The 12,330-nt window shown below is 43.5% G+C and carries 14 protein-coding genes; 3 read left to right on the top strand and 11 right to left on the bottom strand.

Translation table 11 applies throughout. The features are described 5' to 3' along the window. Positions 1–118 precede the first annotated feature (118 nt). The 6 genes from JOJ89_RS04975 to JOJ89_RS04950 all read right to left on the bottom strand — a co-directional run bounded on the left by JOJ89_RS04975 (position 119) and on the right by JOJ89_RS04950 (position 7,117). Positions 119–1,768: a peptide-binding protein gene (locus JOJ89_RS04975; protein ID WP_203289745.1), complete on the bottom strand. Its 1,650-nt coding sequence runs from the start codon at positions 1,766–1,768 to the stop codon at positions 119–121. 107 nt (positions 1,769–1,875) lie between these two features. Then, positions 1,876–2,892: an ABC transporter ATP-binding protein gene (locus tag JOJ89_RS04970; RefSeq protein WP_203289744.1), complete on the bottom strand. Its 1,017-nt coding sequence runs from the start codon at positions 2,890–2,892 to the stop codon at positions 1,876–1,878. Continuing rightward, positions 2,889–3,875 carry an ABC transporter ATP-binding protein gene (locus JOJ89_RS04965; protein ID WP_029282645.1) on the bottom strand — a complete coding sequence of 329 codons (987 nt, stop codon included), beginning with the start codon at positions 3,873–3,875 and terminating at the stop codon, positions 2,889–2,891. Before JOJ89_RS04965 ends, JOJ89_RS04970 begins: the two co-directional genes overlap by 4 nt. A gap of 175 nt (positions 3,876–4,050) precedes the next feature. Beyond that, positions 4,051–4,806: a DUF2268 domain-containing putative Zn-dependent protease gene (locus JOJ89_RS04960; protein WP_203289743.1), complete on the bottom strand. Its 756-nt coding sequence runs from the start codon at positions 4,804–4,806 to the stop codon at positions 4,051–4,053. Between the two features lie 103 nt (positions 4,807–4,909). Further along, positions 4,910–6,148: a beta-ketoacyl-ACP synthase II gene (gene fabF, locus JOJ89_RS04955; RefSeq protein ID WP_029282649.1), complete on the bottom strand. Its 1,239-nt coding sequence runs from the start codon at positions 6,146–6,148 to the stop codon at positions 4,910–4,912. Positions 6,149–6,184: 36 nt separating this feature from the next. Further along, the gene (locus JOJ89_RS04950; RefSeq protein ID WP_029282651.1) at positions 6,185–7,117 is read right to left on the bottom strand and encodes a beta-ketoacyl-ACP synthase III; all 933 of its coding nucleotides are present in this window, start codon (positions 7,115–7,117) and stop codon (positions 6,185–6,187) included. Positions 7,118–7,280: 163 nt separating this feature from the next. Here JOJ89_RS04950 and JOJ89_RS04945 point away from each other — a divergent pair, with 163 nt between their 5' ends. Then, positions 7,281–7,541 carry a hypothetical protein gene (locus tag JOJ89_RS04945; RefSeq protein WP_029282653.1) on the top strand — a complete coding sequence of 87 codons (261 nt, stop codon included), beginning with the start codon at positions 7,281–7,283 and terminating at the stop codon, positions 7,539–7,541. 35 nt (positions 7,542–7,576) lie between these two features. Here JOJ89_RS04945 and JOJ89_RS04940 read toward each other — a convergent pair whose 3' ends face one another. From JOJ89_RS04940 to JOJ89_RS04925, 4 genes are all read right to left on the bottom strand, one after another. Continuing rightward, positions 7,577–7,762, bottom strand: coding sequence for a ComZ family protein (locus tag JOJ89_RS04940; RefSeq protein ID WP_029282655.1), 186 nt, complete (start codon positions 7,760–7,762; stop codon positions 7,577–7,579). 14 nt (positions 7,763–7,776) lie between these two features. Beyond that, the gene (locus JOJ89_RS04935) at positions 7,777–8,727 is read right to left on the bottom strand and encodes a BMP family ABC transporter substrate-binding protein (protein ID WP_203289742.1); all 951 of its coding nucleotides are present in this window, start codon (positions 8,725–8,727) and stop codon (positions 7,777–7,779) included. Positions 8,728–8,841: 114 nt separating this feature from the next. Beyond that, positions 8,842–9,699, bottom strand: a complete 858-nt coding sequence (locus tag JOJ89_RS04930) for an NAD-dependent epimerase/dehydratase family protein (protein WP_203289741.1) — start codon at positions 9,697–9,699, stop codon at positions 8,842–8,844. An 89-nt stretch (positions 9,700–9,788) separates the two neighbouring features. Then, entirely contained in the window at positions 9,789–10,517 is a 729-nt protein-coding gene (locus tag JOJ89_RS04925) for a hypothetical protein (RefSeq protein WP_029282661.1), read from the bottom strand. Positions 10,518–10,718: 201 nt separating this feature from the next. On the opposite strand from JOJ89_RS04925, the gene JOJ89_RS04920 reads away from it, so the two are divergent. Further along, positions 10,719–10,904, top strand: a complete 186-nt coding sequence (locus JOJ89_RS04920) for a YjzD family protein (RefSeq protein ID WP_029282663.1) — start codon at positions 10,719–10,721, stop codon at positions 10,902–10,904. Positions 10,905–10,973: 69 nt separating this feature from the next. On the opposite strand, the gene JOJ89_RS04915 is transcribed toward JOJ89_RS04920, so the two are convergent. Then, on the bottom strand, positions 10,974–11,153 hold the full coding sequence (locus JOJ89_RS04915; RefSeq protein WP_029282665.1) for a YjzC family protein: 180 nt from the start codon (positions 11,151–11,153) through the stop codon (positions 10,974–10,976). 142 nt (positions 11,154–11,295) lie between these two features. On the opposite strand from JOJ89_RS04915, the gene JOJ89_RS04910 reads away from it, so the two are divergent. Further along, positions 11,296–12,111, top strand: a complete 816-nt coding sequence (locus JOJ89_RS04910) for an undecaprenyl-diphosphate phosphatase (RefSeq protein WP_029282667.1) — start codon at positions 11,296–11,298, stop codon at positions 12,109–12,111. Positions 12,112–12,330: the final 219 nt, after the last annotated feature.

Genomic DNA, 12,330 nt, shown 5'->3' with positions numbered 1-12,330 from the left:
CAAACAGACTCGTTCAATTTTCGAAATTAGTAAGAAATGTGCACATTTCTCTTCATAAAAACAAGGGAAGGGATGCTCCCTTCCCTCTGCACGTTCCTTGAAGTGTTTCAGTAACTAATTACTGTTTTAACCACCATTTGTGGATGTTGTAGTACTCAGACTTCGCGTTAAACTCGTAGCCTTGAAGATTTTCAGGCATTACGCGGTGAACGTTTGGATAGTACAGGAATGTGTAAGGCTGGTCTTCAGCAATAAGCTTGTAGATGTCAGCATACTTTTTAGCATACTCATCTTGATCAAGAATTTGTTTCGCTTCTTCCATTAACTTGTCTGCTTCTTTGTTTGTGTAATCAGTCATGTTTAAGCCTTCAGCAATTTGGCTTGAGTGGAAGATGTCATATTGATCAGGGAATGTAGACAAGCTCCATCCTAAGATCATTGCATCGAAATCCCAGTTTGGTGCTGAAACCTGCTCGATGAAAGCAGAGAACTCGATGATCTCAGGCTTAACTTCGATACCGATTTCTTTTAATTGCTGCTGTACAACAACCGCGATATCTTCACGGATTTTGTTACCTTGGTTCGTTTTTAGTGAGAATGAGAATTTCTTGCCGTCTTTGTCAAGAATGCCGTCGCCGTCAGTATCTTCCCATCCAGCTTCTTTAAGCATTGATTTTGCTTTTTCTACATCATAAGAGAACTTTGTTACATCGTCACTGTATGCGAAAGAAAGCGGGCTCTCAGGAACGTGAGCTACTTCACCGTCGCCGTTCATAACAGATGAAACCATAGATTCTCTGTCAAGCGCCATTGTTAGAGCCTGGCGTACTTTAACATCTTTGAAAAGGTCGTTCTTTTGGTTCCAGCCGATGTAAGTGTAAGAAAGACCTAAGCCAGACTCAACTTTTACGCCGCTGAATGTGCTTTTTACTGTTTCAATGTCAGTACCTGGAACTTCTGTGAATTGAACATCGCCAGCTTGAAGCTGTGCAAGAAGAGCATCCTGGTCAGGAACGATTTTGTACGTGATTGAATCAAGGTATGGCTCGCCAAGGAAGTAATCTTTGTTCTTTTCAACTTTTACATATTCTCCGTCTTTCCACTCAACAAATTTGAATGGGCCTGTACCGATTGGAGATTTTGTGTTGAATTCGTTTTCGCCAAGCTCGCCAACTGGAACTTTTCCAAGGATATGCTCAGGAAGGATTCCGTAGCTTAGAGAAACAGGGTAGAATGAAGCATCTTTCTTGTTAAGCTTGAATTCTACTTCAAAGTCGCCTTTTTTAGTAACTGTTTCTAAAGATTCAAAACCAGATCCGCGCTCACCGACATAGTCAGGGCTTTTAGGGATGCCGTATGTAAATACTACGTCATCTGCAGTAAGCTGTTCGCCGTCATGGAATTTAACGTCTTCTCTGATTTTTACAGTGTACGTTAAACCGTCTTCAGACACGTCGATTTTTTCAGCGAGGTGCAAAGTCGGGTTGAACTCAGTGTCAGAAGACACAAGTCCGTCAAAGATGAAGCCTTCGATATCAGAGCTTGAAGCATCTGTAGAATACATTGGGTTAAACAATGTTGGTCCGCCAATCGTTCCAACTACTAAATCTCCGCCCATTTGCGGTTCGCCGGCATCTTCAGCCGGTTTGTCTTTGTCGCCAGAACCTGAAGCTGGTTTGTCGCCTGCGCCGCTGTTGCATGCAGCAAGGAACAAAGAGAATACCAGCAGTAAGCTAAGCAGTGTAAATAAACCTTTACGTTGTTTCACTTCGTATTTCCCCCTTAAAAATTTTTAATTTTTAGATTTCTTGACTGACAAGTTATGGCTTCTGCCATCTCCCCCCTTCAAGAGCGTGATGTATGCTGATCTTGCCATCAATAAAGATGGCAAGCAACAAAGTGATTTTTCTTTACTTCTTTAAATTGCGGAACGGCTTCGCGGCAGGCGCTTGTTGCAGCCGGACATCTTGTATGGAATACGCAGCCTTGCGGAGGATTTGCCGGGCTCGGCAATTCTCCCTTCAGGACAATCCGCTCCCGTCTTGCCATACCTGCTTTTCTTGGAACCGGAACGGCTGAAAGCAGTGCTTGGGTATAAGGATGCAGCGGCTCAGAGTAGAGGCTGTTTTTATCAGCCAGTTCCATCATTTTGCCGAGATACATCACTCCGACACGGTCGCTTATGTGTCTCACAACACTCAAGTCATGCGAGATGAACATATAGGTCAGGTTAAACTCATCCTGCAGATCTTCTAATAGATTAATAATTTGTGCCTGAATCGACACATCAAGCGCCGACACGGCTTCATCCGCAATGACCATCTGAGGATTCAGGGCAATGGCCCGCGCGATCCCGATTCTCTGGCGCTGTCCTCCTGAAAATTCATGAGGATAGCGGTTGATGAAGGCTGCATTCAATCCTACCTTTTCAAGCAGCTCTTCTACTTTTTCAGTTCTTTCTTTTCCTCTGTAAAGATTATGGGTGTTCATCGGTTCTTTAATGATGGAACCTAATGTTTTTCTCGGATTTAATGAAGCGAACGGATCCTGAAACACCATCTGAATATTTTTCCGGACGGTTTTGCGGAGCTCACTTTCGGGTAAATGGGAGATATCCTGTCCGTCGAACAGAATTTTCCCGCCGGTTGGCTCATACAGACGGATAATCGTCCGCCCTGCAGTAGATTTTCCGCAGCCTGATTCACCTACTATTCCGATGGTTTCTCCCTTTTTAACAGTCAGGTTGATTCCATCTACGGCCTTTACATACCCTGCCGTTTTTTGAAGAATTCCCGATTTGATCGGAAAATGCTTCTGTACATCTATCAGCTGAAGAATCGTTTCATCGTTTTTCAGCTGCGCTGTCTTTCTTTCTGCATCTGCAACTTTCATTGAACGGCAGCCTCCTCGTCATCATATAAAAAGCACCGGACAGAGCGATGAGCTGAATGCTGCGTCAACTCAGGAAGAGCGCTGAAACATTTATCAAATGCTTTTGGGCATCTTGGTGCAAACCTGCAGCCTGCAGGAAGATTATCCGGTGTTGGAACGTTGCCTGGAATTGAATTCAGCTTCTCAATTTCTCCGTCTATTGAAGGAATGGAAGCCATGAGTCCCTGAGTATAAGGGTGAAGCGGTGCATCAAACAAATCATCTACGGACGCTTCTTCAACTACCTGTCCGCAATACATGACTACTACTCTCTCGGCTATTTCAGATACAACGCCGAGATCGTGAGTGATTAAGAGAATACTAGTATCAAATTTCTGGCTGACATCTTTCATCAGGTCCAGAATCTGTGCCTGAATGGTAACATCCAGTGCCGTTGTCGGCTCATCCGCAATCAGGAGCTTCGGGTTGCAGCTCATCGCGATCGCGATCATAACACGCTGGCGCATTCCGCCTGATAATCTGTGAGGATAATCATAAATAATTTCATCAGCCCGGCTGAACCCTACTAATCTCAAAAGCTCAATTGCTTTTTTGACAGCCTGATTTTTTGGAAGCTTCTGATGGTACATCAGCACTTCTGTGATCTGGTCGCCGATGGTCAGAACAGGATTCAGAGAGGTCATCGGCTCCTGGAAAATCATTGAGATGTCATTTCCACGCACCTTGCACAATTCCTTTTCGGAAAGCTTGGCCAAATCCTTGCCGTTAAGCAGAATTTCTCCATCAACTATCTTTCCTCCTGGACTTGGCACAAGTCCCATAATCGAAAGAGAGGTAATACTTTTGCCCGATCCCGATTCCCCTACAAGTGCAACCGTCTCACCTTTATGTATTTTCAAGTCAACGCCGTCCACAGCAGGAACAGCTTGCTTCTTTTTGTAAAAATATGTTTTCAGATTCTTAACTTCCAACAGTACTGACAATACCCTTCACCGCCCTATGATGTAAAGAATTCCCTTATTAATTATATAAATCATCTTAACTTTTTGTAAACATAGAATAGTCAGAAAATATATATTTGTATAGTATTACAAAAGTTTTACAAAAGCAAGCGAATTTTTAAAATATTGTAATTTTTTTAATAAATTCCCGTCTTTACTAGGAAAAAATACCAACAAAAAAGAGATCTGTCATGTTTATTTTTGTCTTTTCCATATAGTCCTTCACGATATGATAGCCTGCTGCGTACCCCAGCATCTTTGGATAAAAGCCTGTTCCGAACATGATTTGAGTGAACTTTCTTGAATCGCTTTTCAGCTCAAGATTGGGTTTTAAGATTTTCTCATAGAAAGACTGAACCTGATCCTTGGTATAGCGCTTCGTCCAGGATCCTGCATATTCTTCCCCCATCCTCACCCTGACTGCATTCTCTGCCAAGCCCTCAAGAATGACCGCATCCATCAGCGTATAGTCCCTTTCCTTTTTCGGGTCTTTTGCAAGCCTGCAGACATGATGATATTCATGAGTCAGGATTGTCTGAATGTCTTTTTTGCTGTTATCCGACAGAAACAAAAAGAGTTTATCATGAAAGGCAAGACCTGATTTCCCGCCAAATTCATCACGCATTTTCCTGTTGGCCGCATCAGCAGGCAGAATGAATACAGGCACATCCGGACCTGACCATTCCTTTTTGAGCAGTGCTTCATCCGCCCTCACAATATCCCACACCTTGTTTTTTTTCAAATCTGCAAGGAGCAGGCGACCTGCTTCTTCCCCTTTGTACATACCGAAAGAATGCAAATAGCCGCTGATTTCCCTTGTGCTGCTTTTATGAAAGTACGGCTTCAGCCGTCCGCAAATTTTAAGATGATCGGTTGATTCCCCGAGCCATTCATTTGTCTTGATTACAGTCATAAAACATCCGCACTCCCCTCTGCGGTATCTTATGAAGAGGCGGGCGAGAGGGTGAAAGGGGAAATGAAAATGCCTCCTTTCCGGAGAAAAGAGGCATTTAAAATCATTGATATTTTTTAAAGATAATCGTTGCGTTATGTCCGCCGAATCCCAGTGAATTGCTCAGAGCAACATTCACTTCCGTTTTTCTTGCCTCGTTTGGAACGTAGTCAAGGTCACATTCCGGATCCTTTTCATGAAGATTAATGGTTGGAGGAATGATGCCTTCTTTGATGGCAAGAATCGAAAGAATGGCTTCAACACCGCCCGCTGCTCCAAGCAAGTGCCCTGTCATGGATTTTGTTGATGAAACGGCAAGCTTGTATGCGTGCTCTCCAAATACTTCTTTAATGGCAAGCGTCTCAAATTTATCATTATAAGGAGTGCTTGTGCCATGGGCATTTACGTAATCAACGTCTTCTGGTAACAGGCCGCCGTTTTCAAGCGCCATTCTCATTGCGCGCACGCCGCCTTCTCCTCCAGGTGCTGGAGCCGTGATATGGTGAGCATCACCGGTAGCTCCGTAGCCGACGATTTCTGCATAAATCGGCGCTCCGCGGTCGAGTGCATGCTGCAGCTCTTCAAGAACAAGAATTCCCGCTCCTTCTCCCATGACAAATCCGTCGCGGTTTGCATCAAACGGTCTGCTTGCCGTTGCCGGATCCTGATTTGTGGATAGGGCTTTGCTTGCGCTGAAGCCGGCAAACGCCATTCTTGTAATCGGTGCTTCTGTTCCGCCTGTGATCATTACATCGGAATCACCGCGCTGAATAACTTTAAATGCATCACCAATTGAGTTTGTGCCGGTAGCACATGCTGTTACCGTACATGAGTTAAATCCTTTTGCCCCTAAAGCAATCGACACCTGGCCTGCTGCCATATCCGGAATCATCATTGGAACAAAGAATGGGCTTACGCGTCTTGCACCTTTTGTCAGCAATGTTTCAAACTGATTTTCAAAGGTTTCCATCCCGCCGATGCCTGATCCGATCCATACTCCAACACGAGGTGCAATCTCATCTGTAATTTCAAGCTTTGCATCTTTAACTGCCATAAAAGAGGCTGCTACTGCATATTGAGTAAAACGGTCCATCTTTCTTGCATCTTTTTTATCCATATACTTCTCAACATCAAAGTCCTTAATTTCTGCCGCCACTTTTGCAGGGTAATCAGCAGAATCAATCCGCGTCAGCGGGCCGACACCTGATACCCCTTTAATTGCATTGTCCCAAGTGGACGCTGCATCGCTTCCAATTGGAGTAATGGCTCCAAGTCCAGTTACAACAACTCGCCTGTTTGTCATCTGTATACACCCTGCCTTTTTTGTTTTTTTGAAAATTTATCTTCCCCAGCGCATAGCAATGGCGCCCCAAGTTAATCCGCCGCCAAAACCTACCATGACTACAACGTCTCCGTCCTTGACCGTCCCTGCCTCAATTTCCTCTACAAGTGAAATCGGAATGGATGCCGCTGAGGTGTTTCCATATTTATGAACCGTTTTTGACATTTTTTCAACTGGAAGCTCAAGACGCTCTCTCGCTGCTTCCATGATCCGAATGTTTGCCTGATGCGGAATTAAAAAGTCAACATCCTCTTTTTTAAGGCCCGCTTTTTCAATGACATTAACACTCGATTCACCCATCTGTCTGACGGCAAATTTAAAAACTTCCCTGCCGTTCATCACAATTTTTTCATCCTGATATAAGTGTTTTCCGCCAGAACCGTCTGAACCGAGCTCAAAAGAAAGAAATCCTTTGCCTTCTGATACACTGCTGACAACGGCCGCTCCGGCACCATCTCCGAAAAGGACGGCTGTGTTGCGGTCATCCCAGTCTGTAATTTTTGACAGTTTTTCAACACCTACAACGAGCACATTTTTATAAGCGCCCGTTTCAATGAACTGCTGAGCTGTAATCAGTCCGTACATAAAGCCCGCACATGCCGCGCTCAAGTCCATGGCAGCTACTTTCCTTGCCCCGAGTTTTTCCTGCAGCATGCATGCAACCGTAGGAAATGGCTGATCGGGCGTTACAGTGGCCACTAAAATCATATCCAAATCCTCTGCAGTCAGTCCAGCGTTTTCAATCGCTTTTTCAGCTGCATAGTAAGCCATATCGGAAGTATCCATATCATCATCTGCAAGACGGCGTTCTTCAATACCTGTCCGTGTGCGGATCCATTCATCTGATGTATCCATCACCTTCTCAAGATCAGCATTTGTTACAGTACGGTCCGGAGTATACCGTGCAATCCCAATAATTCCAGCACTCATATATGCAGCTCCTTTTTCGCTTGTTTTTAGAATCAATTATTATTACCTGGTACTAATTTTATCGTATTCTTTTCAAAATTTCAATCCAAATCTGTGCGTTTGCCTCGCTCCGCTTTTGAATCAGAACATACACTGTCAGTAAGGAAAACTAAGAGAGGTGTTTATGTTGAGCGAAAAAAGACAGGCGGATGAGTCCGGAGATTTTTTCAACTCCTTCATGTTCGGCGATAGACGTGAGCTGCGCACAGATCAGGAGGAAACAGAAAAAAGGCCCGCTCTTGATGAGCAGGAACCTCAGTCCGGAACCGATTATTTTAGCATTTTCATGCAGATTGATGACATTATGGACTCGATAAAAGAATTAAAGCCGGTCGTAAAAGAGTTTTCACCGATACTGGATTATTTCAAACAAAAGCTCAAATAAAAAAGCGCAGCTTATCTCACCGGCTGCGCTTTTTCTTATTTTCCTGCTTCATTTTTTCCAAGTTCGTATGCATCGTTCATGACTTTCGTTAAAAGCTCCATCATTGGCTGAAGGTGTTCAGCTCTGATTTCAATTCCTGCTTCATCAAGCTTCGCTTTTGCCTCTGGAAGATATTTCATGGCAATCTGCATAAATTCAAGTGTTTTAGTATCCTGGCTCATTCTAAATTTCTCCTTTACAGCTGATTTGGCAATTTGTCTGTTTGCCGGTAGGTTTCAATTTGCTGCTCTAATTTCTCCTGAAAGGCTTTGTCGACTTTCGGACTGTATGTACCCATTTCTATCACATTATCATGAAAATCAAAATAGAGATTTCCGCTGGCCAGTTCTCCGGCCTCGTATTTCTTTGCAACAAGCTCATAAAGCCTGTCCACATGCTGAATTGTGCTTGTCAGAACGGTATTTTCTCCAAGGTCTGACTGATCGGACACATAGCCGATGGCATACAGGCCTTTTTCTTTCATTCTTTCGATTACAGGTACATTATAGCCGTCGCCTGCCGGATATACAACATCCACGCCTTCGGCAAGCATTTCATCTGTATAATTCAGAGCTGTCCGCACATCATCCCAGCTCTCGACATATTGAATCTTCACTTCAATATCAGGGTTTTGATAGAAAGCCCCTTCATAAAAACCGTCAATTTCCGGCTGCCATTCATACGCAGCAAGAATTCCCACTTTATTGGTGCTCGTCATTTCCCCGGCGATCATGCCCCCAAAAAACCCCATGGCATTCGCATTGAAGTTAAGGCTCGTCACATTCTCTCCATCTGCATCACCATTGAAAAAAACAAACCGGATATCTTCATATTCTTCATTCAGCCCTTCAAAATAGGCTTCATATTCGCTTCCATGGCCAAAAATGAGATTGACTCCTTTGCCGCTCATCTCATTGACGGCTTCTCTCACGGCATCTTCATTATTCATGCCTTCTTTATAAAAAACTTCGGCCCCGTATTGCGATTGTATTTTCAAAAGCCCTTTGTATCCTTTCGTTCCCCAAACCTGATCGCTGATCGTATCAGGTACAAGCAAGCCTACTTTTTCCAGCTCATTCTGACGGGGTTGTCCGCATCCAGCCAGAAAAAAAAGGCACATCGCGAAGAGAATACTTTTCTTCAGCATGGCAAGCAGCTCCTTTAAGCTTGTGCTAGTCTAGATTCCTCTATATTTTAGACTGTATGGTTCATTCGGCACAAGGATATATTTCCCAAAAAACAAGCAAATGAGAGATTTTATCTAAAGGGACTGAAAAATATAAAGGTTTTGCCTGATCCACTCGGTTTGGGCGCTTAATCCCTCTTTTAGTGATACGCTCCTGCGCACAGTATATTTTATGTCCTCTGAAACTTTGCAGGCGATCCCGCTCTCCTTTTTTTCATTTAAAAGCATTGCAGCCTCCCTCCACTGATTTTCTTTTCCGGACGACAAATGAACGGTATCTCCTGTAAATGTTTCAAGTTTAGACAGCTCAATCAGGGCATTAACAGCATCTTCAATGTAAAGCAGGTCTCTTCTTTCCTCTCTTTCATCCTGAACAGGGCTCCCTCCAGTTAAAGAAGCAACAATGCGTTTATGAATGCTGCCCGAATTTGGCTGCCACGGACCGTAAAGACCTGGAAACCGGATGATTTTCAGCAGCCCTGACTGGTTAAAAAGCTTTTTCAATGTCTGTTCCTGCTTTAAATGAGCAGCTCCATTAATAGTTGTTGGAACCGGTACCGTGTTTTTATCAATGACAAGCTGATTCTCCCCGTATACTTCCATCGATGAAATTAATACTAGAGGAATCTTGTGAGTAAGGGAAAGAGAAGCACACTCTTTTAGAAGATTTTCATGAATCCTGCTTTCTTTGTCAGCAGGATCCTGAATGCAGCAGAAAATAAGATCATGCTCTTTTTCTTTTGGAACAGACTCCACACTTTGAAACAGAGCATTTCTCCCGATCATCATCAGCTTTTCTTCAGCAACTCTCTGTTCGAGTTCATCCTCATAATCATTGCTGATGCCATCAACACATACGCCCTCTTCAAGCAGCCTGCTGCAGAGGGAAAAACCGACAAACTGCAGGGTGCCCGCAATGAACGCTTTTTTCATGTTACGAATCCTCCTTATAAGAGCGTTATAGTAATCGTATGCTAAAAAACAGCGCAAAAGAATCGTTCCTGATGCAGGAACGATTCCGGCTACAAATTTTTTTCATTTTCTTTAAAAAATTTCACGACCGAGTGATGCAATCTGTATTGATTGTCGGCAAGATGAAACGTGAGATCAATCGGATTTCCATGCTTGCTTCTGTGCTCCTCATACATTTTGCTGTGATCCTGATAAGGGTAGGTGATGCTGTTCATCCGCTGCCATATATGAACCGGGATGTCTGCTGTATCAAAGCTTTCATCAAATGTCATGCTCCCTGCCTCTTTTGGATCCTTGTCATATGCCAGGGCTATTTCGCGGGAAAGCCGTTTGTAGAAAAATTTGTTTTCTCTCTCTTTTTCAAGGTGGGCGTTTAGATTCAGGCAGGGATTAAACATGGCAGCAGATCTGATTTTATCGCTTGATTTCATAAGTTCCTTTGCAACAAGCGCGCCCATTCCCTCGCAAAGAATGTGTACACGCTCATTTAATATCTCTTTTTTCATGACAATATGATAAATCCTCATTGCGAGCTGCAGTGCTTTCGGACTTCCCCAATTCGCCCCGTACAAATTGGACGTAAAGACCGTGTAGCCCGCTTCCAGAAGGACGCCAAGCAGCTGATTTCTTCCATAGTGCTGAAGCCAGAAGCTTGTTTGCGAATCGACGAAATGAGTTTTGTCCCCAAAAATATAGACCCCAAACCCATTCGGCTGATACGGATAGTGAATAATGCTCCATTCGGAATCAAGCTGAAAAAACCGTTTTGTAATGCCCATCTTTGCCCACCTCCTTTCAGTCGTACTTTGAATCTCTATACAACGTATGTTCACTTAGCATAAAACGAATGGATTTATACCCAGTCCCGCCATCCATTAACGTTCATCAAATGGTCACGTTCAGCAGAAATAATGCTTTTATTCCTCAATCTATGTATGATAATATGGACATAGAATTGTTTGAAGAATGAGGTGAACAGATTGCGCTATTTTTGGACTTTTTTCTGGACGTTTTTATTAATGCAAATGATGGCATACGTTGTTGCTTCTATGACAGGTGTCGCCTATAACTTTGTTACAGCTTCTATCCTCGCTGTAGCTGTAACCGTTGTCATCCTGATCTTGGGTGAAATTGTTCCTGACAAATCGGCAGAAGGACATCATTAATACCTGACTTCGACTCTGCATGCAAAAAACCCTACTGAAAACAGTAGGGTTTTTTTGTATGACCGGATGTCAAGGTTTGCGCTGGTATGTCCATTCACGGTCGTCATTTGACGTTTCCGGAAAATGGTCTCCTGCCTGAAGCTTTATTTTACGGGGATTTTTGACCATTGATCCTGTCTCCCCAATTTCTACATACACACCGTTATTAGGTGCTTTTTGGCCTGATTTAAAGCGGTGCTGCTGCCCCAAATTAATTCCCTCCTTAAAGGTTTCATACACCTGTAGTATGGTTTAAACGAGGGTAATCCATGTAAAACACGGGTTAAGTTTGTCTTTACACTCTTCTTTTACCTGTAGTTAAATAAGAAGGGAAATGGAGGATTTTATCTTTATGGAAGACTTTTATTTGATACTGAAATATTTACTGCTTGGGCTGTTTCAGGGTTTTACAGAGCCAATCCCTGTCTCCTCCAGCGGCCATCTGGTGTTTGCCCAGCACTTTCTTGGCGTGAAAATTGAAGGACTGAGCTTTGAACTCCTTGTTAACGCTGCCTCGCTCCTTGCTGTTTTGCTTATCTACCGTGAAGACCTCATCAGGCTGTCTGTCAATGGTGCCAGTTACGCAGTAAACAGAAACCCGGAGAATAAAAAGGATTTTCAATTTATTCTTTATCTGATTATCGCTACAATCCCTGCCGCTGTTCTCGGAATTTTATTTAAAGATGTCCTTTCAAGCAAGGATGTCAGGCTTGCTGCAGGATCCCTGATTGTAACGGGCATTGCCCTTTATTTAATCCGAAATCTGCGCGGCAATAAAAAAGACGGAGATTTAACCGTAAAGGATGCTGTCTTAATCGGTTTTGCTCAGGCTGTAGCCCTGATACCGGGAATCAGCCGGTCCGGAGCTACAATCGTAGCAGCCATGGCTCTCGGGACAAAGCAAGAAACAGCGCTAAGATTTTCGTTCCTTTTGTTTATCCCCGTCAGTGCAGGCGGTATGATCCTCGGCATCAGCGATCTTTTGGCAGATGAACATTTTAATGAGCTCATTATGCCATATGCAGCAGGCTTTGCTGGATCGCTCATCATGTCCTATTTTTCACTGAAGTGGTTTATGGGCATTATGGAAAAAGGAAATCTGAAGTACTTTGCTTATTATTGCTTTATTGTTGGCCCGGTTATTTTGATTTTGACTCTTTTTTCTTGATAGAGGAAAGCACCCCTGAATGAGCTTTTCATTCGGGGGTGTTTTGTCTGCAGTAATAGTCCTGTAGCGGTGAAGTTGGTAGTAAATACACAATTGTTGGTTGTTAATTTGCGATTGTTGTACGTAAATGTTGGAAGGTTGGCTGTAAACAGAGAATTAGCTAGAGATCATACATGTTCAGAAGGTGTTTGCAGATAAAAATGGCCCAGTCAGCCCTTA

This window comes from Metabacillus sp. cB07 (genome assembly GCF_016839225.1).
GTDB classification, from domain to species: Bacteria; Bacillota; Bacilli; order Bacillales; family Bacillaceae; genus Bacillus_P; species Bacillus_P indicus.
The sequence above is the reverse complement of the archived record's forward strand: the minus strand, read 5'-3'. Positions and strand labels throughout refer to the sequence as shown.

Coding starts and splice junctions, on each gene's coding strand:
- JOJ89_RS04940 (WP_029282655.1), bottom strand. CDS start 7,762: ATGAGCCAGGATACTAAAACACTTGAATTTATGCAGATTGCCATGAAA.
- fabF (WP_029282649.1), bottom strand. CDS start 6,148: ATGACAAACAGGCGAGTTGTTGTAACTGGACTTGGAGCCATTACTCCA.
- JOJ89_RS04910 (WP_029282667.1), top strand. CDS start 11,296: ATGGAAGACTTTTATTTGATACTGAAATATTTACTGCTTGGGCTGTTT.
- JOJ89_RS04970 (WP_203289744.1), bottom strand. CDS start 2,892: ATGAAAGTTGCAGATGCAGAAAGAAAGACAGCGCAGCTGAAAAACGAT.
- JOJ89_RS04945 (WP_029282653.1), top strand. CDS start 7,281: ATGTTGAGCGAAAAAAGACAGGCGGATGAGTCCGGAGATTTTTTCAAC.
- JOJ89_RS04950 (WP_029282651.1), bottom strand. CDS start 7,117: ATGAGTGCTGGAATTATTGGGATTGCACGGTATACTCCGGACCGTACT.
- JOJ89_RS04930 (WP_203289741.1), bottom strand. CDS start 9,699: ATGAAAAAAGCGTTCATTGCGGGCACCCTGCAGTTTGTCGGTTTTTCC.
- JOJ89_RS04935 (WP_203289742.1), bottom strand. CDS start 8,727: ATGCTGAAGAAAAGTATTCTCTTCGCGATGTGCCTTTTTTTTCTGGCT.
- JOJ89_RS04960 (WP_203289743.1), bottom strand. CDS start 4,806: ATGACTGTAATCAAGACAAATGAATGGCTCGGGGAATCAACCGATCAT.
- JOJ89_RS04925 (WP_029282661.1), bottom strand. CDS start 10,517: ATGGGCATTACAAAACGGTTTTTTCAGCTTGATTCCGAATGGAGCATT.